Here is a 20,328-nt window from a genome sequence, read left to right on the forward strand (position 1 = left end):
CCGCCAGGAAAGTGGCATGACTCAGCGCTTTCGCAGCCTCTTCTACCAAGAACTGGCCCCCGTTTCAGGGCTCCCATCAGGCTCATCCGATGGCAACTCTCCAGCCCGCCCACTAAAAAAGCGGTTTTGCCCGCCCGCCCTAGCTGCCATAATTGGCCCAAATACCTCGGCCTTGCACTCTTTGACCCATGCAAACACTGCAAAATCATTTTCTGCTCGCCATGCCGAGCCTCAAGGATCCCTACTTCGAGCGTGCCCTCGTCTACCTGTGCGAGCACAGCCCAGAGGGGGCCATGGGGCTGGTGGTCAACATCCCCGTCGACATGGCGCTCGATACCATGCTGGCGCAGCTCAAGCTGACGCCGCCCCCCAAACCCGAACTCAAGCAGCCGGTGTTGCAGGGCGGGCCGGTCGCCGCCGAACGCGGCTTCGTGCTGCACAGCTTTCGCCCCGGCTTCAACTCCAGCCTGCAGGTCAGTGACGAGCTGATGGTCACCACCTCCAAGGACATCTTGGAGACCCTGGGCACGGAGCTGGCGCCGGATCACTATCTGGTGGCGCTGGGCTACGCCGGCTGGAGTGCGGGTCAGCTCGAGCAGGAGCTGGTCGACAGCGCCTGGCTGGTGATACCACCGGACAAGGCCCTGCTGTTTGATACCCCAACCCATTTGCGCTGGCAGCAAGCCGCCGCCAGCATAGGGGTCAACCCCCTGCACCTCTCCAGCGACATAGGGCACAGCTAAGCCTGGCCCTTCTCCCACCTCACAGGAACAGACATGTCATCAGCGCGTAGCATCATGGGTTTCGATTACGGCACCAAGAGCATAGGGGTCGCCATCGGCCAGGAGCTCACCGGCACGGCGCAGCCATTGCGCTCCCTCAAGGCCAATGACGGTGTGCCCAACTGGGACGAGATAGAGAAACTGCTCAAGGAGTGGCAACCGGATCTGCTGGTCGTGGGCCTGCCGCTGAATATGGATGGTACCGATCAGGAGATCACGGTGCGGGCCCGCAAGTTCGGCAACCGCCTCCATGGCCGCTTCGGCAAGCCGGTCGAGTTCAAGGACGAGCGGCTCACCACCACGGATGCCCGCGCCCGTCTGTTCGAACGTGGCGGCTACAAGGCGCTCGACAAGGGCAGCGTGGATGGGGTCTCGGCTCAGCTCATCGTCGAAGCCTGGATGGAAGAGCAATACGGTTGATGCCACACGAGGCCAGATATCCGCTGGCCTCGACACCGCCCCCATCTTTCTCGCGGTTTCCAGCCTGATCCCGCTCCCGACCATGAGACAGGCGAACGCCCATGGCCATGCCTCGTGCCCTGCCCGTTATGTCCCCTTCGATGCCTCGCTATAGAGCCTTCTGATCTCATTGCGCAACCACATCACCTTGGCATCCTGGTTGTGGCGTTTATGCCACAACAAGATGAAGGCGATCTCCAGTTGCTGATAGAGCGCCTCGGCCAGCGGCAGAGGCATGGCGATCAGGTTGTCGTGGTGCCTGGCGGCATAGCCGGCGCAATAGGACGGCGCCACCGCGATCAGCTCATGGCTCGACTGGGAGGCGATGTGCAGGGCCTGCTCGAAACTCGCCACCATGATGGGCACCTCCCGCCTCTGCCCCTCGTCCTCCAGCAGATCGTCCAGCGCCCAGCTGTCGCTGGCCTCCCACACCACGCTTACCTGGGGACAGGCCAGGAAGTTCTCCAGGGACCAGGTCTGCTGGAGCAGGGGGTGATCTTTACGCAGGAACACCACGGGCCTGTCGCTGAACAGTACCTCGTGATCGATGTAATAGGGCAGCCGGTTGACCCTGGCCTGGGAGCGACCGTGGGTCTCCCGGGCGCAGAAGCCGAGATCCGCATCCCCGTTGACTATGTCGTTGAGGGAGTGATGATCCCACCCCAGCATCCTGACCACAGAGTGGGGATACTTCTGGTAGATGGTCATGGGCAGCTCGCTCAGGAAGCTGGTGCTGAAGGGGGACTCCATCACCAGGCTGAAGCGGGCCCCCTCGGGGATCGCCTCGCTGTTAAGGGAAATGATGCTGTCCGTCAGCAGGAACCAGGCCTTGAGCTCCTCCTCCAGGGTCAGGGAGAGCTGGGTCGGCTGCAGCCCCTGACGCACCCGCACCAGGAGGGGATCGTCAAACCAGTCCCGCAGCTTGGCGAGCGCCTTGCTCACCGCCGAGGGGGTGACGCAGAGCTTCTTGGCCGCCCCTGTCACGCTGCGCTCCTGCATCAGGTGCTTGAAGACCACCAGCAGGTTCAAATCCAGTTCACCCAGGTTGCGCATCTTTCCTCTCCCCTTATCCCCGCGACCGCGCTTCGCGCAGCGCGAGCCATGGTAGCAGCCCTTTGACGGCCAGGTAACTGAGCAGGGTCAACAGCAGGGCAGAGATCAGCATCAAGGATGGGGCCACGCCAAGCTGGCCCAGCAGCCAGATATAGAAGCCGGAGAGGCTGATCTGCATGATGCAGAGCAGTGCGCTGGCAAATGCCGCATGGTGCTGACACTCCGCCAGCGCCTCCCCCATCGCCCCCCCGAAGCCGCAGGAGAAGCCGATGCAGACCAGGGCAAAGCCCGGCAGCAGCAAGGGGATGTCGCCCCCCAGCTGCCAGCTGCCAGCTGCCGAGCAGGAGGCAGGCCGCCAGCAGGTAGGCCAGATGGGAGAGCGCCAGCACCCTGTGCTTGCCCAGCCAGCGCAGCAGCAGCGGGGTCAGGAAGGAAGTGGACATGCTCACCCCGGCCATCACCATCATCACTATGGAGTACTGCTCAGTGGTGAAGCCAAGCCCCTGCATCAGGATCAGCGGCGAGACGCTGACATAGACCAGGATGGCGGTCACGCTGGCACTGGTCAGAAGCGAGTGCAGCATGAAGCGCGGGGAGCCCAGCAGGGCCATTGGCCGGGTAGCGCCACTCTGCTGGCGGGCCGGGCGAGTCTCCCTGAGCAGCAGCAGGTTGACCAGACCGCTGACGGCGGCCAGCAACGCCATCGCCACAAAGATCCCGCGCCAGTCGAAATGCGACAGGATGAGATAACCGAGCACAGGCGCCAGCACAGGGATGACACAGATCACCCCGTTTATCATGGAGAGCGCCATCGCCAGCCGCGCCTGGCTCAGCACATCCCGCAGCACGGTAAAGGTCATGATGTAGAGCGCCCCCGCCCCGACCCCCTGCCAGAAACGGCCGAGATAGAACTGGCGGATCCCCACCGCATTGGCCGCCACCAGGGAGGCGAGGACAAAAATCAGGGCGCCTCCCAGCACCACCCAACGCCGTCCATGGCGATCGGCAATGATCCCCCCCAGCAGCACAGTGGCCGCCATGCCGAACAGGTAGATGGAGAAGGCGGTGTGGATCTGCGCCTCGCTCGCCTGCAGGGCATCGGCAATCTGGGGCACTGCCACCAGATAGAGATCGATCCCGACCGGGTAGAGGATGATCATCAGGAAAGTGCACAGCAGGAAAATGCCCATGGATGCTCCATTGCGAAAGGCCAGCCCACGCAGACCATGCCAACCAGCGTCGGTGGCGGGAGCAGGGGGGACAGGTTGAATATGGGCAGCACTATAGGAGGGGCGCCCGCTCGCACCTAGTGACGAGATGGCGATCGGTAGATTCCAGTTTGGAAATTAGGTGGCGGGGGGCAAGCCATTGGGGCCATCAGGTGATCCGTGACTGTGCCGGGCAACACCAAAAAGTACGCCGGGCTATCCCGGCGTACTCATGTCAATCAACGGGGCCGAGCTGTCACTCGCCCAGCTGGCTCAGGATGGCGTGGGCCGCCTTGACCCGGGCTTCGTTGGGGTAGTTGCGATTGGCCAGCATGACGATGCCAATCCCCCTGGCAGGCACGAAAGCCACATAGGCGCCGAAGCCATTGGTGGAACCCGTCTTGTTGAACAGCACACTGCCCCCCGCCACGGCCGGCTTGGTGACAGGGCTCACGGGATGAGGCTTGAGGACCATCTCGGCACTGTTCCCCCCCTGCAATGTCTCCAGGCTCAGCGGGTATTCATACATCTCCCATCCCAACCCCTGGGTCATCTTCCCCACCGAGTAGAAACCGGTGTGGGTCAGCTCTATCGCCTTTTTGACCTCGCTATCCCCCTGATACACCATGTTCGCCCGCACAAAGGCCAGCAGATCGGCCGAGCCGGTCTTGATGCCATAGGCCTCTGCCGCCAGCATCCCCGGATTGACCCTGATCGGTTTGTCATCCTTGGCGTAGCCATAGGCATAATTCGCCATGGCAGCCTCGGGCACGGTGAGATAGGTATGCTCGAGACCTAGCTTGGGCAGCAGAGTCTGGCTCATCAACTGCTCGAAGGGCTGGCCCAGGCTACTCGCCGCCAGATGGCCGAACAGACCTATGCTGGGGTTGGAGTACTGGCGATGGGTTCCCCCCTGATACGGAGGTGACCAGTGGCGGTAGTAAGCCTGCATGCTGTCGGTCGAATTCACCTCGTCCGGGAGCTGCAGCGGCAGGCCCCCGGCGCTGTAGGTGCCAAGCTCAGCCATGGTGATGCCGTCAAATACCGAGCCTTGCAGCCAGGGCGCATGCTGGCTCACCTTGTCGTCCAGTTTGATCCCTCCCTTCACCACGGCATAAGCCCCAAGCGTTGCCGTAAGAGTCTTGCTGACCGAGCCAATCTCGAACAAGGTCTGCTCGCTGACCTTGGCCCCGCTTGCCCGATCAGCCACCCCATAGTTGAAATAGTGCGCCTTGCCCCCTTTTAGCACGGCGACCGCCATGCCGGGGATCCTCTGCTCTTTGAGCAGGGGTTGAATGTTGGCATCGACCAACTTGTTCAGGGTATCGGCTTGAATGTCGGTGGCTGCGCTGCCAGCCTGGGCCAGACCGACCCACAACAGCGTGCTCGCTGCCACCCAGTTAATCCGCTGTCGTTGTTGCATTGTGTCTTCATCCTCTTGTTTATCGGCAGGTCGCCGTCATGGCGCACAGTGAGACCAACATAGGCGAGCAGCATGTGCTGGTGATGAGGTCATGTGAAGTCTGGGTGAAGTCGCGCCGGATAATCTCACTGCGGGCCAGTCGCTCCGAAACCTTCTGGTCTGCGCCTCTCCCGCCCTGACCCACTTCCCCGCCCTCAATCCATAAAAAAGGGAGCCATTGGCTCCCCTCTTGCTATCGGTCTGGTGTGCGGTGTTACTTCTTGACCGGCGTATCCCAGATCCCCGCCTCCAGTTGGCTGCGGATCTCCGGGTACTTGTTGGCATCGAAGGTCGGCACCTTGCCCAATTTGAGCTGATCGTTGTAATCCTTGGCCAACTTGATGGCGACCCCGGAGAGCAGGAGTATGGCGACCAGGTTGACGATGGCCATGAAGCCCATGGAGACATCCGCCAGGGCCCACACGGTCGGCAGCTCACCCACAGAGCCAAACATCACCATGCCAAGCACCAGCAGACGGAAAAACAGCAGGCCGCCCTTGTGGTTGTGCTCCAGGAAGATGAGGTTGGTCTCGGCGTAGGAGTAGTTCGCCACGATCGAGGTAAAGGCAAAGAAGAAGATGGCGGTGGCAATGAAGATATTGCCCGAGCTGCCAATCTGGGACGAGAGTGCCCGCTGGGTCAACTCGACCCCCGTGATGCCAGAACCCGGCTCGAACTGACCGGACATCAGGATGATGGCGGCAGTACAGGTACAGATGACGATGGTGTCCATGAAGACCCCCAGCATCTGCACATAACCCTGGGAGGCCGGGTGCGGCGGATAGGGGGTGGCGGTCGCGGCGGCGTTGGGGGCAGACCCCATACCAGCCTCGTTGGAGAAGAGACCACGCTTGATGCCGTTGATCATCGCCTGGGAGATGGCATACCCCATGGCACCGGATCCGGCCTGCTCTATGCCAAAGGCAGACTTGAAGATGAGGGCAAACACACCGGGCAGCTCGGTGATGTTCATCGCGACAATGACCAGGGCCAGTAGTATGTAGGCCAAGGCCATGAAGGGCACGACCAGTTCGGCGAAGCGGGCGATGCCGCGAATGCCGCCGAAGATGATAAGACCCGCCAGCAGCACCAGGACGATGCCACTCATCCAGTCAGGAATGCCAAACGCCACGTTCATGGCCAGACTGATGGAGTTGGCTTGCACGGCATTGAATACCAGACCGAAGGCCAGCAGCAGGCAGAGGGAGAAGAGCACCCCCATCCAGCGCATGCCAAGGCCACGCTCCATGTAATAGGCGGGGCCCCCTCGGTAGTTGCCATCCTCATCCTTGACCTTGTAGAGCTGAGCCAGGGTGCTCTCGACGAAGGCGGTCGCCATGCCGATGAAGGCAATCAGCCACATCCAGAAGATGGCGCCCGGGCCCCCCAGATAGATGGCAACGGCGACACCGGCCAGATTACCTGTCCCCACGCGGGCGGCCAGACTGGTACAGAGTGCCTGGAAGGAGGAGATGCCGGCCTGGTCGGATTTACGGCTGTTGCGTAGTACCGAGAACATGTGGCCAAAGTGGCGCACCTGGATAAACCCCAGGCGGACAGTGAAGAAGATGCCGACCCCAATCAGCAGGTAGATGAGCACGGCTCCCCACATCAGGTCGTTCAGTAGCGCTATCAAGGTATCCATAATTCTCTCGTTGTTATTCACATCCATGGCCAGTCTGCGCTGACCGCTTTGCTGTATGTTGCCGCATTAGCTTTCTGCTAAAGGGGCGGAATCTAGCATAGCGGGCAGGTTCAGAATAGTGATCCCCGTCACCCCGATCACAATAAGTGAACGATACCAGGCCGAAAAACCGCAGTTATTCAGCAAACATTCAACAAAAACAATAATCCATACCCAATCTGGGCATATTTAGCCCGCGCAGATGTACAAGATGCCAGTGCCCGGCCCTCCCCGATCCACGCGCCATCGTTTGCTCAAACGTTTCCCAGAACAAGGGCCAAAACAGGAGGTTTTCTGAAAAACGTTTTACACGTAATAAAATTTCAAGTAGTGGCCATCAAGTTTTTTGTGACCAACTCCACATATCCGATAAAAACATAAAAAAAGTGACGCTGACAAGCCACTCGATAGTGCGATGAAGATATTAAAAAAATCATATAAATCATACGCTTTAACCATGGTTTACCCTAAAGACCATGCTGCTGTTCGATCCCTGTGCAATCCCCCCTCTTGCGGTAGGCCCTTCAACTGTATTAAGTAGGCAAACAGTGTGGATGGGGTCGCCTCATCCAGCAGTTCTGAGCGTCTGCCGCCGCGTTTTTGTAATTTTGTTTCAAAACGTACCGCCCACGCCATCACCCTGGGATGACTCCCCATCAAGAGATGATATTTGCCATGGCCGATAAATTAACTCAGCTCAAAGCCCTGACCACAGTCGTCGCCGACACCGGTGATATCGAAGCCATCAAGCGCTACCAGCCGACCGACGCCACCACCAACCCATCATTGGTGCTCAAGGCCGCCGAGATCCCCGAGTATGCACCGCTGATCGACGACGCCATCAACTGGGCCAAGGCCCAGAGCCAGGACAAGGCTCAGCAGCTTATCGACGCCGGTGACAAGCTGGCGGTCAATATCGGCCTGGAAGTGCTGAAGATAGTGCCGGGTCGCATCTCCACCGAGGTGGATGCGCGTCTCTCTTTCGATACCGAGGCCAGCATCGCCAAGGCCCGCAAGCTGATCCGTCTCTATAACGAAGCGGGCATTAGCAACGATCGTATCCTGATCAAGCTCGCCTCCACCTGGGAAGGGATCCGTGCCGCCGAGGTGCTGGAGAAAGAGGGCATCCAGTGCAACCTGACCCTGCTGTTCTCCTTCGCCCAGGCCCGTGCCTGTGCCGAAGCCGGTGCCTTCCTGATCTCCCCCTTCGTGGGCCGTATCCTCGACTGGTACAAGGCCAAGCACAACCGTGACTACACTCCGAGCGAAGATCCGGGCGTGGTCTCCGTTACCGCCATCTACGACTACTACAAGCAGCACGGCTACTCGACCGTGGTCATGGGTGCCAGCTTCCGCAATACCGGCGAGATCCTGGAACTGGCCGGCTGCGACCGCCTGACCATAGGCCCTGCCCTGCTGGAAGAGCTGAGCAAGAGCGAAGGCGCCGTGGTACGCAAACTGAGCTACACCGGTGAACGCCAGGCCAAACCCGCCCCCCTGAGTGAAGCCCAATTCCGCTGGGAACTGAACCAGGATGCCATGGCCGTCGAGAAACTGGCCGAAGGCATCCGCCTGTTCGCCGTCGATCAGGGCAAACTGGAAACCATGCTGGCCAGCCGCTTGGCGTGAGTCTGCATCGGATGAAAAAACCGGGCTCCCTGTTGGGAGCCCGGTTTTTTTTCGTCGATTAATTTAGCCAATTGAACCCTGTCATATGAATGTCACGAAAACGTTTTAATTTCCATAGCGTTGTGTTATACGGTTGGTGAAAAGAATAACAACCAAGGAGGGATCCATGGATATGTTCAGCTATGACGTTGATGATGTTGTTGAGCTGGGTTCACGCGGTCGCGGGACAACGGGAAAAAAACGCAAGTGGAGAGAAATTGAGGCATTGAAGGATAAACATCGCTTGCAGAAGGAGCTGCAGTCGATCGATATCACCTACGATGGTCTCTCCGAGGAGATAGTGCTGTAACCGCATCGACTCTCATGAAAAGACCCCGCCTGCGCGGGGTCTTCTTATTTCAACGAGGCTGCTGCCACCGCCATTCTCTCTCAACAACAGGCCCGCTATCACAGCCCCCTTTCAGTGAAATAACCATCTAGATGACTGGCAGAGAGAGGCGACGGGCCAACTCCTGAAAGTGCTGGCTCACCTCGGGTCCGAACAGGGGATCGCCTATGGCACGGTTCTGCCACTGTTGCTCCAGTTGACGCCAGTCATCTTCGGTCAGCACATCGCGCAGATGCGGGAATATCACCCCTTCCTCATAGTTCATGTGTCCCTCTTGCAAGGCCACGAACTGGGCTAGCTTGGCGGTAAATTGATCCAGGGGGATGACGGCGTCCATCAGGATCATCTCCACCATCTCCTTCAAGTGGGAGCCAGTCTCGACCAGAGAGGCATGCTCCAGTTGCAGCCGCTGGCTGACATTTCCCTCGACCAGACGGTACTTGAGGTAGTAGTCATAGATGAGATCTTCCTTGGGATGGTGGTATTTGTCGGCCACTTCCCGCAAGTAGTCGATCACGTCACGCACCAACGCATAATCGACCGGCCGCTCCTCATGGATAGCATTGAGCTTGCTTTTGAGCAGCTCCAACAGCCTGGCTATGTTGAGGTGATCCTGGTGCAGCTTGGCTAACATAAGCTCTCCTTGGCTTAAAAATGAACATGTCCATCCTTGAGTATACGGCCATTTATCCCCTCAACTTTGCCCTCCATCAAGTCAGACGCAGACAGAACACCAGTCGACCGGGTGCTGACCCTGCTCAACCAGCAGGCGATTCGTCTCGGTGAAATGACCGCAGCCGATGAAACCACGATGGGCTGAAAGCGGGCTGGGATGGGGCGCTGTGAGCACATGGTGACGCTCCTTGTCGATGAAACGCCCCTTCTTCTGGGCATGGGCACCCCATAACAGAAACACCACCCCTTCCCGGCTGGCATTGAGCTGCTCTATCACCCTGTCGGTGAAGGTTTCCCAACCCAGAGCCGCGTGGGAGTGGGCCTGACCCGCCTCCACCGTCAGTACCGTATTGAGCAGCAGTACCCCTTGTTTCGCCCAGGACTCGAGGAAGCCATGGTTGGGGATGGTGAAGCCGGGCAGATCCCGTGCCATCTCCTTGTAGATGTTGACCAGCGAGGGCGGGGTACGGACTCCGGGCAATACGGAAAAACAGAGACCATGGGCCTGGCCCGGGCCGTGGTAAGGGTCTTGTCCCAGGATCACCACTTTGACATCCGCCAGCTCGGTCAGCTTGAAGGCGTTGAACACCTCGCTGGTCGGAGGGTAGATGAGCTTGCCCGCTTCCCGCTCAGCCCTGACCGCAGCCAGGGTCTGCTTGAAATAGTCCTGCTCCTTCTGGGAGCCAATCACATCCGTCCAGGTCAACACCGGGATACCTCGTTCTCAGTTTCTGCAAGGTGCCCAGAATAGGGGGAGGAACCGCCGGACGCAACCAGGGCCGACTCAGGCGCCACCGGACAAAGAGAGTGAGATACGGGATAAGAGATTGAGCCACCCGCATATATCCTCACCGCCCTGAGCTTATATGTGTGGTTAACAAGCGCATAAGATGTAGTTAAATTACTAGATTAAGAGTTGAAAAGATGCATAATTAGACCATCTTACGATTCGGAACAAATGACTTAATATTGATTAAACTCAATGAATTAAATATCTAAAAGCCCAGCTTTCTGGATATTTTTTGATTTAGATCAAAATTGGTTTTATTACTAACATGCTATATATGACCCCATCAGAGTAAAGGTGTAAGGCAAGCGCCCGTTAAGGCTGTTTCAGTTATTTTCAGCGCATTTGGGTAATTTCCTTACAGTGGATCCGCTTTTAATGAGGAGTCATGCCATGATCAAGGGCATTCAAATCACCCAGGCCGCCAACCCGGCGCTGCTGAATTCTTTCTGGCTGCTGGATGAAGCACAGCAACAGGCTCGCTGCATTTGCGCTAAAGACGATGCCTTCGCCGCCGATCAGGACGTCAAACTGTCCGATCTTGGCCAGTTCGAATATCGTGAACTGCCGCTGCAGAGCGACCCCGTCGTCGAAGGTGGCCAGCACCTCAATGTCAACGTGCTGAGCCGCGAGACCCTGGAAGACGCCGTCGCCAACCCCGAGAAGTACCCGCAGCTCACCATCCGTGTCTCCGGTTACGCAGTGCGATTCAACGCCCTGACCCCGGAACAGCAGCGTGACGTGATCACCCGTACCTTTACCAAGAGCCTGTAAGCCACGCTTAAGGTTACGGATGAAAAAAAACCTCCCGACGGGAGGTTTTTTTATGGCTGTTGCGCGCAGGCTCAAGCGGAGGTATCGAGGGGCTCAAAGCCCTTGATGAGGTCATCGATCGCCTTCATCTGCTTGAGGAAGCCTTCCAGCTTCTCCAGCGGCAAGGCGCTTGGGCCGTCGCAACGGGCCGATTTCGGATCCGGGTGGGATTCGATAAACAGGCCGGCCAGACCGACCGCCATGCCGGCACGGGCCAGCTCGGTGACCTGATCCCGACGGCCACCGGAGGCGGCGCCCAGGGGATCGCGGCACTGCAGGGAGTGGGTCACGTCGAAGATAACCGGGTAGCCACCGGTGCTCTTCTTCATCACTCCCAGACCCAGCATGTCCACCACCAGGTTGTCATAGCCGAAGTTGGCACCGCGCTCACAGAGAATAAGTTGATCGTTGCCGCACTCCTCGAACTTGTCGGTGATGTTCTTCATCTGGCTCGGGCTCAGGAACTGCGGCTTCTTGATGTTGATGACGTTGCCGGTGCGAGCCATGGCCTCCACCAGATCGGTCTGGCGCGCCAGGAAGGCGGGCAGCTGGATGACATCCACCACTTCCGCCACCGGCTTGGCCTGATGCACCTCATGCAGATCGGAGATGACCGGCATGCCGAAGGTCGCCTTGAGCTCCTGGAAGATCTTCATCCCCTCTTCCAGGCCCGGGCCGCGGTAGGAGTGGATGGAGGAGCGGTTCGCCTTGTCCCAGCTCGCCTTGAACACGAATGGGATGCCCAGCTTGCTGGTCACTTCCACGTACTTCTCGCACACCGCCATCGCCATGTCGCGGGATTCCAGCACGTTCATGCCACCAAACAGCACGAAGGGTTTGTCATTGGCTACGTCGATCGCGTTGATCTTGATATTCTTCTGTTCCATCTCAGCATCCTTAAGTGAAGGGGCTTGGGCACGTCGGCCTTGATATTCTTCTGTTTCAATTCCCAGGCCCCCTTAAGTGAAGGGGCTTGAATCCAAATCAGTCCGCTGCGCCTTGAGCACATCGATCTTGATATTCTTCTGTTTCAATTCCCAGGCATCCTTAAGTGAAGGGGCTTCCCCAGACGCCCTCAATGGAGGGGCTTGGGGCTGAGATCCAGGGCGGCCAGCTGCATCTTGAGCACATCGGCCACCGGATCGTCCGGGCACTGTTCAATAAAATATTCAAAGTCGTCGGCGGCGAAGCGGGGGCAGTCGAGCTGCTCGTAGATGAAGCCTCTGTCCCGCGTCTCCAGCGGATCGCCGGGTTTCATGCGCAGCAGCAACTCGCTGGCGCGCAGCGCCTCCGCCATGCGATTCTCACGCAGCAAAGCACTCTTGCTGACGTTGATCAGGCGCTCGATGATCTCCCACTGCCCCGAAGGTTGCAGATGATCCGGTTTCAGGGCTGCCAGATCCCCGAGGGAGCCGCGCAGCAGCAGCTCGATACGGTGGTGGCTCAGCACCTCGCCGTTGAAGGGATCGACATAGACCTCCCCCTCGTCCCCTGCAAAACTCACCAGAAAGTAACCGGGGAAGCAGATCCCCTCCACATCCAGACCGACCCGTCGCCCAAGCTGGATAAGCAGTATGCCGAGGCTGACCGGGATCCCCTGGCGCCGCGTCAGCACAGTGGCAATGTCGCTGTTACCTGAGGAGAAAAAGTCCTGCCAGTCGCCGTGAAAACCCAGACTCTGGTAGAAGCCATGGATCAGCTGAGTGCGCACCTCATCGGCCGTGCCTTCCTGAAGGGTCTCATTGAGCCACTCATCGAGCAGCTCCAGTTCCCGCAGGGATCCTTCCCCATCATGCTGATTGATCTCCTCGCTGACGCTCAGGGCCAGCAAGACGAGATCCTGGGCCTCAAAATCCGTCCACTCATCGATGCGAAACATCAGCTTATTCCCCCAGGCACGAGATCGCAGGCGGCTAGCCGCATGCAGGCAACCTCAGTCCATTTATCAATTGCGGGCATCATGGGCCTTAACCGAACAGCGTTGAGTGCTTGAGTATGGCCAGCTTGGCCACGAAATAGACCCAACCCAGGGTGCCCAGGAAGGCAAACCAGCGGATCATATTGCCTCGGGCCAGACGCAATGCCATCAGACCCAGGAAGGCAACCACCAGAATGGATACCAGCTTCTCGCTCAGCCAGGGCACGACATTATTGAACGGATTGAGATCCAGCACCATGCACAGGGCCACACCGGTGAGTACCACCAGGCCATTGCACCAGCCACTCAGTTGCAGGGTGCGGGGATCTCTCCCTCGGTCAGAACCCGTCTGTTGCCAGTAGAAACGCAGTATGAACATCAGCACGGCAGCCGCGATCAGCAGCAGATGAAGATGTTTGAGAGCAAAATACATCACTTATCCTTGAACAAGATGCGGGCCTGGCCCGCCATCAATCATGAGGGTGCCAGCAACCCAGGGTCACCCGTTCGTTATCGCCATAGTCACGTATGGTCGCCACCCCCTGATAACCCTGCTGCGACAGCAAGTTGCGCACCGCCTCCCCTTGTTGCCAGCCATGTTCGAGCAGCAACCAGCCGCCCGCCTGCAGATAGTCCGGGGATTGCGCCACTATCTGGCGCAAGTCAGCCAATCCCTGCTCGTCGGCCACCAGGGCAGAAAGCGGTTCGAAGCGCACATCGCCCTGCGCCAGATGCTCATCATCCGGGTCTATGTAAGGCGGATTGGAGACAATCAGGTCAAAACGCGGCGGCGTGGCCAGCTCGGCCAGAGGGGCAAACCAGCTGCCCGCCAGCAGCGTCAGCGGCAATGACAGGGTCTGACTGTTCTCCCGGGCCAGGGCCACGGCACCTGGCATGAGATCCAGGGCCCAGATATCGGCATCGGGGCGCTCCGACTTGAGCGCCAGGGCAATGGCACCGGTGCCGGTACCCAGATCGAGCACACGGCAGGGGCCTGCGGGCAAGCGGGAGAGTGCCTGTTCGACCAGCAGCTCGGTATCCGGGCGCGGGATCAGGGTCGCCGGGCTCACTTTGAGGGGCAGCGACCAGAACTCCCGCTCGCCGATAAGGTGGGCGATGGGTTCACCGGCCAGGCGACGCACCAGCCACGCTTGCAGCGTCCCTTGCTGCGCGGCATCGAGAGTGCGCTCCGGCCAGGTCATCAGGTAACTGCGCCGGCAGCTCAGCAGATGGCAGAGCAGCGCATCGGCGTCGGCGCGGGGGGATTCCCCGGAGGCCAGGGTCGCCATGATATGGGCCCGGGCTTGCTGGATCTGCATCAGTGCGGCTCTCTCTGGGTTGCCATCCTATACACACTCCTCTGCTGGCGATTAACCATTGTCCGCCAGGGAGGCGAGCTGATCGGCTTGATACTCCTGTACCAGCGGCGTGATGACGCAGTCCAGATCCCCCTCCAGGATGTCGCCCAGCCGGTAGAGGGTGAGGTTGATGCGGTGCTCGGAGAGGCGCCCCTGGGGGTAGTTATAGGTACGAATACGCTCGGAGCGATCGCCAGAGCCCACCAGATTGCGGCGGGTGCTCTGCTCGGCGGCGCGGTGGCGTTCATCCTCGGCCGCCTGCAGGCGGGCGGAGAGCACCGACATCGCCTTGGCGCGGTTCTTGTGCTGGGAACGCTCATCCTGGCACTCCACCACCAGCCCGGTGGGCAGGTGAGTGATGCGGATGGCGGAGTCCGTCTTGTTGACGTGCTGACCACCGGCCCCGGAGGCGCGGAAGGTATCTATCTTCAGGTCGTTCGCATTGATCTCGACTTGCTCGGCTTCCGGTACTTCCGGCAGCACCGCCACGGTACAGGCGGAGGTGTGCACCCGGCCCTGGGATTCGGTCTCTGGCACCCGCTGCACCCGGTGGCCGCCGGATTCAAACTTGAGGCGACCATAGACGTGCTCGCCATCAATCTTGGCGATCACCTCCTTGTAGCCCCCATGTTCGCCGTCGTTGCAGCTGACGATGGAGAGGCGCCAGCCCTGACGTTCAGCAAAGCGCGAGTACATGCGAAACAGATCCCCGGCAAAGATGGCCGCTTCATCCCCGCCCGCTCCGGCGCGGATCTCCAGGTAGCAGTTGTTGTCATCCCGGGGATCCCTTGGCAACAGCATCACCTGCAGCGCCTGCTCTTGATCTTCCAGCGTGGCCTTGACCAGGGGCAGCTCCTCCTGCGCCATCTCGCGCAAGTCGGTGTCACTGTCCTCCAGCATCAGCTTGGTGGTTTCCAGCTCGTCTTCGGCGCCGCGAAAACGCTGGAAGGCGTGCACTATGTCTTCCAGCTGGGAATACTCCCGGGTCAGGGCGCGGTATCTGTCCTGATCCGAGGCCACCCCCGGCTCGCCGAGCAAGGCCTGTACTTCTTCGTGGCGCTCGATGAGGCCTTCCAGCTTTCTGATCAGTGACGGATTCATAGTTCCCGATATCTCAATGGTGACGGGGCGGCATGGCCTGCCCGGGCAAAGTTAGTCCGCTGACAGGCCAAGGACCTGACGCAGCTGGATCAGCTGTTCGCGATCCCCGCTCGCCCCCGCCTGACGAAGGGCCTGGGTCGGAGCATGGATCAGCTTGTTGGTGAGTCTGTGGGTCAAGGCGCGCGCCGCCGCCTCGGGAGATTCCCCTTGCGCAAGGGCTTGCAGGGCACGGGCCAGCTCCTCTTCCGCATACTGCTGGGCCTGGGCGCGGTAGTCGCGGATGAGATCGACCGCATGCAAGGAGCGATACCAGTCCATGAACTCGTCGCGCTCTTCCAGGACGATGACCTCGGCCTGGGTGGCCGCCCGCTTGCGGGTCTCCAGGTTCTGCTCGATGATGCCCTGCAGGTCATCGACCGTGTAGAGGTAGGCATCGGAAAGATCGTCCACCTGCGCCTCGATGTCGCGGGGCACGGCGATATCGACCAGAAACATCGGCTTGAAGCGACGCGCCTTGAGTGCCCGCTCCACCATGCCCTTGCCGATGATGGGCAAGGGGCTGGCGGTGGAGCTGATGACGATGTCCGCTTCATGCAGATAATCCGGGATCTCTTCGAGGGTCATCACCTGAGCGCCGAACTCCTCGGCCAGGGTATGAGCACGCTGCAGGGTGCGGTTGGCCACCATCATCTGACGCACGTTCTGCTCGCGCAGATGGCGGGCGACCAGTTCGATGGTTTCGCCGGCCCCGACCAGCAGCACCTTGGTCTGGGAGAGATCCGAGAAGATACGCCGCGCCAGACTCACGGCCGCGAAGGCGACCGACACGGCGCTTGCGCCTATTTCGGTGTCGGTACGCACCCGTTTGGCCACGGAGAACGCCTTCTGGAACAGGCGCTCCAGGGAGCCCTTGAGCACCTCGGCCTGCTGGGCATGGGCGTAGGATTGCTTGATCTGCCCCAGGATCTGCGGCTCTCCCAATACCAGGGAGTCGAGCCCGCAGGCGACCCGCATCAGGTGGCGTACCGCCTCCTCGTCATGGTGCTGGTAGATGGCCTTCTCCACCTCGGCGTTATCCAGACCGTGATACTGCTGCAGCCACTGGGCGACCTGGGCGCCATGGCCCTGCTCCAGGGCGCAGTAGAGCTCAGTGCGATTGCAGGTAGAGACGATCACCGCCTCGCTCACCCCGGGTTGCGCCACCAACTCCCGCAGGGCATGGTCGATGCAATCCGGGCCAAAGGCGACCCGTTCCCGCAAGGCGACACTGGCGGTGTTGTGGTTGATTCCGAGGGCAAGCAGACTCATGAGTGGGCGCTGATCGTTTCTTGGGCACAGGGTGTATAAGGCCGTCAATTGTACGAGAAAGGGTAAGGCTTTAAAAGCAATACGGCCGCCCCTTATACTGTGGCAAACCTCTTATCCGGAGCACGACCTTGTTCTTGCGACTTTTCCCCCTGCTCGGCCTGCTACTGCTCGCCGGTTGTACTGTCACCCAACCCCAGCGCCAGCAAGTCGATTGGCAGCAAGAACGGACCCGATTAGAGCGGCTCGATCACTGGCAACTGTCGGGCAAGATGGCCATCATCACCGCCCAGCAGAAGGGCAGCGCTCGCCTCAACTGGCAACAAACCGGTGATGATTATCGCTTGAATCTCACCAGCCTGATCGGCACCAGCATCCTGGAGCTGAGCCGGGTGCAAGGCCAGGTCAGCCTGACCGACAACGAGGGCAAGCTGCACCAGAGTCAGGATGCCGAGGCGCTCATCTACCAGCTCACCGGCTGGCACCTGCCCATCGACGGCCTGCCCGAGTGGATCAAGGGGCTGCCCGGCAAAGCCGACTACAACCTCAACCCGGACAACAGCCTGGCGAGCGTCCGTGATGGCCAGTGGCAGATCAACTATCAGGACTACCGGGATCAGAATGGCTATCGCCTGCCCCACTTGCTCAACATGACCGGCCCCCAGAGCCGCCTCAAGTTGCAGATCAACGAGTGGATCCTGCAACCATGAGCCAGACTCGCTGGCCTGCCCCGGCCAAACTCAATCTGTTCCTGCACATCAATGGCCGTCGCCCGGACGGCTATCACGAGCTGCAGACCCTGTTCATCTTCCTCAATCACGGCGACTGGCTCGAATTCGAGCCGCTGCCGGACAGCGACCAGCTCACCCTGAGCCCGGCCATTCCCGGCGTACCCGATGAGCAGAATCTCATCATCCGTGCCGCCCGGCTGCTGCAAACCAGGTTGAGCCGTCCCATGGGGGCCCATATCAGGCTGGAGAAGGTACTGCCCATGGGGGGCGGTATCGGCGGCGGTTCATCGGATGCCGCCACCACCCTGGTGGCCCTCAATCATCTCTGGCAAGGGGGATTGAGTCTGGATGAGTTGGCCGAGCTGGGGGTGAGCCTGGGGGCCGATGTGCCGGTGTTTGTGCGCGGGCGCGCCGCCTTTGCCGAAGGGGTGGGCGAGCGGTTGCAACCCGTCACCCTGCCCGAAGCCTGGTATCTGGTACTCAAACCCGAGTGCCACGTCAGCACCGCCGAGGTTTTTCAGGATCCGGACTTGCCACGCAATACCCCCAAATTGGCATTGAACAGCCTGCTGGACGGGGTTTGGAAAAACGATTGCGAGCCGCTGGTGAAAAAGCGCCACCCCGAGGTTGCCAATGCGCTCGGCTGGTTGCTAGAATACGCGCCGTCAAGAATGACGGGCACAGGAGCCTGCGTCTTTGCTCAGTTTGAAGACGAAGTGAGTGCTCGAAAGGTGTTGGCCAAGGTACCGAGAGAGTGGGGGGGATTTGTCGCCAAGGGCGAGAACATATCACCACTCTTCGTGACATTGCAACAGACTCAATGATTGGGGTATCGCCAAGCGGTAAGGCAGCGGGTTTTGATCTCGCCATTCCTAGGTTCGAATCCTAGTACCCCAGCCATCATTGACCCATGGGAAGGATTACCGAAGACAGACTAGCGTCATGGCTTCGACCCCCTCTCCTCTGTTATAAGGTCTCTGCATAGTTCATTCGGTTGGTCTGCCGACCCGGGCCCATTGCCCTGCCCCGTCAGCTTGCTAAATCGTTTGCTAGCGAACGATATGGGTTCGATTACGGACTCACCCACATACTGGATGCAACCCCGAGGTTTCAAACCGTGCCTGACATGAAGCTGTTTGCTGGTAACGCAACGCCGGAACTAGCCCAGAAGATCGCAGATCGCCTGTTTATCAAACTCGGCAATGCTGCCGTAGGTCGCTTTAGCGACGGCGAGATCAGCGTACAGATCAATGAGAATGTACGTGGTGGCGATATCTTCATCATTCAATCCACCTGTGCCCCGACCAACGACAATTTGATGGAATTGATCGTCATGGTGGATGCACTGCGTCGTGCTTCAGCTGGCCGTATCACGGCTGTCATCCCCTACTTTGGTTATGCCCGTCAGGACCGCCGCGTCCGCTCCGCCCGTGTACCCATCACCGCCAAGGTCGTCGCCGACTTCCTGTCCAGCGTGGGTGTGGATCGCGTGCTGACCGTTGACCTGCATGCCGAGCAGATCCAGGGCTTCTTCGATGTCCCGGTTGACAACGTGTTCGGCAGCCCGGTGCTGCTCGAAGACATGAAGTCCAAGAACCTCGAGTCCCCTGTGGTTGTCTCCCCGGACATCGGCGGCGTAGTCCGTGCCCGCGCCATCGCCAAGCTGCTGGACGACACCGACATCGCCATCATCGACAAGCGTCGTCCCCGTCCGAACGTCTCCCAGGTCATGCACCTGATCGGTGACGTCGCCGACCGCGACTGCATCATCGTCGATGACATGATCGATACCGGTGGCACCCTGTGCAAGGCGGCCGAAGCGCTGAAAGAGCGTGGCGCCAAGCGGGTATTTGCTTACGCAACTCACCCTGTGTTCTCCGGCTCCGCCGTCGAAAACATCAAAAACTCCGTCATCGACGAGCTGATCATCACCGACTCCATCCCGCTCACCGCAGAGATGAAGGCCATCGGCAAGGTCAAGCAGCTGACCCTCTCTACCGTGCTGGCCGAGGCCATTCGCCGCATCAGCAACGAAGAGTCCATCTCTGCCATGTTCGAGCATTGATGCCGGCCCGCCAGCTTACTGGCAGGCCAGATAAGAAAAACCGCCCCAGGGCGGTTTTTCTCTTTTCTGCACGCGGCAAAGGGCCCGCAGCCACGGCCCTGACAGCAGAACAAATGGCAAGCCGGGACGGCATTGGTTGAGTGATCGCCACGCGGCGGCTAGAATATTGCGTCCTATTGCCCCGGGCACACCGTTTCGGGCTGCAGCGAGTGAAGAGACTGAGCGTGACAAGCCAAATCAAATTGATCGTCGGTCTGGGTAATCCGGGTGCCGAATATGCCAAGACCCGCCACAATGCGGGCGCCTGGTATGTGGAACAACTGGCCCGCTGGCACAACGCCAGCCTGCGTGAAGAGCCCAAGTTCCACGGTCACACTGCCCGTATCCTGGTCGAGGGAGAGGATGTGCGTCTGCTCATCCCCAACACCTATATGAATCTCTCCGGCAAGGCGGTGGCTGCCCTGGCCCGTTTCTACCAGATAGCGCCCGAAGAGATGCTGGTCGCCCATGACGAGCTGGATTTGCCCCCCGGCATCGCCAAGTTCAAACAGGGCGGCGGTCATGGGGGTCACAATGGCCTCAAAGACATCATCGCCAAGATGGGCAATAACAAGGAATTCTTCCGGTTACGGCTCGGCATCGGCCACCCCGGCGCCAAAGAGCTGGTCGCCGGCTTCGTGCTCACCAAGGCACCCAGCAGTGAACAGAGTCTGATCGATGCCGCACTGGACGAAGCCCTGCGTGCCACCGACATCCTGTTCAAACAGGATATGACCAAGGCCATGAACCGCCTGCACAGCTTCAAGGCCGAAAAAGTCTGAATACAGATGCCTGACACGCGTCAGGCTCGCACAATATGACAGGGTCGCCCGAGAACCTGTCCACGCACTGTGACGAGAGGTCGTCAGCA

Annotated in this window: 20 protein-coding genes, 1 tRNA gene and 1 pseudogene; 10 read left to right on the forward strand and 12 right to left on the reverse strand. The window is 59.7% G+C overall.

Annotation, left to right across the window (positions count from 1 at the left end; all coding sequences use genetic code 11):
- The first annotated feature begins 188 nt into the window (after positions 1-188).
- Positions 189-743, forward strand: coding sequence for a YqgE/AlgH family protein (locus BN1130_RS05705; RefSeq protein WP_042040818.1), 555 nt, complete (start codon positions 189-191; stop codon positions 741-743).
- A 33-nt stretch (positions 744-776) separates the two neighbouring features.
- Positions 777-1,202 (forward strand): Holliday junction resolvase RuvX, encoded by a 426-nt coding sequence (gene ruvX, locus BN1130_RS05710; protein WP_042040819.1) that lies wholly within the window; start codon positions 777-779, stop codon positions 1,200-1,202.
- Between the two features lie 126 nt (positions 1,203-1,328).
- On the opposite strand, the gene yidZ is transcribed toward ruvX, so the two are convergent.
- The 4 genes from yidZ to BN1130_RS05730 form a co-directional block, all read right to left on the reverse strand.
- The gene (gene yidZ, locus BN1130_RS05715) at positions 1,329-2,294 is read right to left on the reverse strand and encodes an HTH-type transcriptional regulator YidZ (protein ID WP_042040820.1); all 966 of its coding nucleotides are present in this window, start codon (positions 2,292-2,294) and stop codon (positions 1,329-1,331) included.
- A complete protein-coding gene (locus BN1130_RS05720) occupies positions 2,267-3,484 on the reverse strand; it encodes an MFS transporter (protein WP_232301932.1) in 1,218 nt (405 codons plus the stop codon). Before BN1130_RS05720 ends, yidZ begins: the two co-directional genes overlap by 28 nt.
- A gap of 274 nt (positions 3,485-3,758) precedes the next feature.
- Positions 3,759-4,925 (reverse strand): FOX/MOX family class C beta-lactamase, encoded by a 1,167-nt coding sequence (gene ampC / locus BN1130_RS05725; RefSeq protein WP_042040821.1) that lies wholly within the window; start codon positions 4,923-4,925, stop codon positions 3,759-3,761.
- Positions 4,926-5,178: 253 nt separating this feature from the next.
- The gene (locus tag BN1130_RS05730) at positions 5,179-6,609 is read right to left on the reverse strand and encodes an alanine/glycine:cation symporter family protein (protein ID WP_042040822.1); all 1,431 of its coding nucleotides are present in this window, start codon (positions 6,607-6,609) and stop codon (positions 5,179-5,181) included.
- Between the two features lie 714 nt (positions 6,610-7,323).
- On the opposite strand from BN1130_RS05730, the gene tal reads away from it, so the two are divergent.
- Positions 7,324-8,277: a transaldolase gene (gene tal, locus BN1130_RS05735; protein ID WP_042041004.1), complete on the forward strand. Its 954-nt coding sequence runs from the start codon at positions 7,324-7,326 to the stop codon at positions 8,275-8,277.
- A gap of 166 nt (positions 8,278-8,443) precedes the next feature.
- The gene (locus BN1130_RS05740) at positions 8,444-8,626 is read left to right on the forward strand and encodes a DUF3545 family protein (protein ID WP_042040823.1); all 183 of its coding nucleotides are present in this window, start codon (positions 8,444-8,446) and stop codon (positions 8,624-8,626) included.
- A 127-nt stretch (positions 8,627-8,753) separates the two neighbouring features.
- On the opposite strand, the gene BN1130_RS05745 is transcribed toward BN1130_RS05740, so the two are convergent.
- On the reverse strand, positions 8,754-9,299 hold the full coding sequence (locus BN1130_RS05745; RefSeq protein WP_042040824.1) for a hemerythrin domain-containing protein: 546 nt from the start codon (positions 9,297-9,299) through the stop codon (positions 8,754-8,756).
- Between the two features lie 81 nt (positions 9,300-9,380).
- A complete protein-coding gene (ung, locus tag BN1130_RS05750) occupies positions 9,381-10,049 on the reverse strand; it encodes a uracil-DNA glycosylase (RefSeq protein ID WP_042040825.1) in 669 nt (222 codons plus the stop codon).
- Positions 10,050-10,520: 471 nt separating this feature from the next.
- Between ung and grcA the strand changes: the two genes are divergently transcribed.
- Positions 10,521-10,901 (forward strand): autonomous glycyl radical cofactor GrcA, encoded by a 381-nt coding sequence (grcA, locus tag BN1130_RS05755; RefSeq protein ID WP_042040826.1) that lies wholly within the window; start codon positions 10,521-10,523, stop codon positions 10,899-10,901.
- Positions 10,902-10,972: 71 nt separating this feature from the next.
- Here grcA and kdsA read toward each other — a convergent pair whose 3' ends face one another.
- The 6 genes from kdsA to hemA form a co-directional block, all read right to left on the reverse strand.
- Positions 10,973-11,827 (reverse strand): 3-deoxy-8-phosphooctulonate synthase, encoded by an 855-nt coding sequence (gene kdsA, locus BN1130_RS05760; RefSeq protein WP_042040827.1) that lies wholly within the window; start codon positions 11,825-11,827, stop codon positions 10,973-10,975.
- A 188-nt stretch (positions 11,828-12,015) separates the two neighbouring features.
- Positions 12,016-12,819 carry a SirB1 family protein gene (locus tag BN1130_RS05765; protein ID WP_042040828.1) on the reverse strand — a complete coding sequence of 268 codons (804 nt, stop codon included), beginning with the start codon at positions 12,817-12,819 and terminating at the stop codon, positions 12,016-12,018.
- A gap of 88 nt (positions 12,820-12,907) precedes the next feature.
- Positions 12,908-13,291 carry a SirB2 family protein gene (locus tag BN1130_RS05770; RefSeq protein ID WP_042040829.1) on the reverse strand — a complete coding sequence of 128 codons (384 nt, stop codon included), beginning with the start codon at positions 13,289-13,291 and terminating at the stop codon, positions 12,908-12,910.
- Between the two features lie 37 nt (positions 13,292-13,328).
- Positions 13,329-14,177, reverse strand: a complete 849-nt coding sequence (prmC, locus tag BN1130_RS05775; RefSeq protein ID WP_042040830.1) for a peptide chain release factor N(5)-glutamine methyltransferase — start codon at positions 14,175-14,177, stop codon at positions 13,329-13,331.
- 51 nt (positions 14,178-14,228) lie between these two features.
- On the reverse strand, positions 14,229-15,317 hold the full coding sequence (gene prfA / locus BN1130_RS05780; RefSeq protein WP_042040831.1) for a peptide chain release factor 1: 1,089 nt from the start codon (positions 15,315-15,317) through the stop codon (positions 14,229-14,231).
- A gap of 51 nt (positions 15,318-15,368) precedes the next feature.
- Complete coding sequence (hemA, locus tag BN1130_RS05785; RefSeq protein WP_042040832.1) at positions 15,369-16,625, reverse strand: glutamyl-tRNA reductase; 1,257 nt, start codon at positions 16,623-16,625, stop codon at positions 15,369-15,371.
- A 128-nt stretch (positions 16,626-16,753) separates the two neighbouring features.
- Between hemA and lolB the strand changes: the two genes are divergently transcribed.
- From lolB to pth, 5 genes and pseudogenes are all read left to right on the forward strand, one after another.
- The gene (gene lolB / locus BN1130_RS05790; protein ID WP_042040833.1) at positions 16,754-17,332 is read left to right on the forward strand and encodes a lipoprotein insertase outer membrane protein LolB; all 579 of its coding nucleotides are present in this window, start codon (positions 16,754-16,756) and stop codon (positions 17,330-17,332) included.
- A pseudogene (ispE, locus tag BN1130_RS05795) lies at positions 17,329-18,199 on the forward strand (4-(cytidine 5'-diphospho)-2-C-methyl-D-erythritol kinase). Before lolB ends, ispE begins: the two are co-directional and overlap by 4 nt.
- Positions 18,179-18,253: transfer RNA gene (locus BN1130_RS05800), tRNA-Gln, on the forward strand. The pseudogene ispE and the gene BN1130_RS05800 overlap by 21 nt, the downstream one beginning before the upstream one ends.
- A gap of 217 nt (positions 18,254-18,470) precedes the next feature.
- Complete coding sequence (locus tag BN1130_RS05805; RefSeq protein WP_005907893.1) at positions 18,471-19,418, forward strand: ribose-phosphate pyrophosphokinase; 948 nt, start codon at positions 18,471-18,473, stop codon at positions 19,416-19,418.
- Positions 19,419-19,642: 224 nt separating this feature from the next.
- Positions 19,643-20,239 (forward strand): aminoacyl-tRNA hydrolase, encoded by a 597-nt coding sequence (pth, locus tag BN1130_RS05810; RefSeq protein WP_042040835.1) that lies wholly within the window; start codon positions 19,643-19,645, stop codon positions 20,237-20,239.
- Positions 20,240-20,328 lie beyond the last annotated feature (89 nt).

It is taken from the genome of Aeromonas rivuli (assembly GCF_000820045.1).
Lineage (GTDB): Bacteria > Pseudomonadota > Gammaproteobacteria > Enterobacterales > Aeromonadaceae > Aeromonas > Aeromonas rivuli.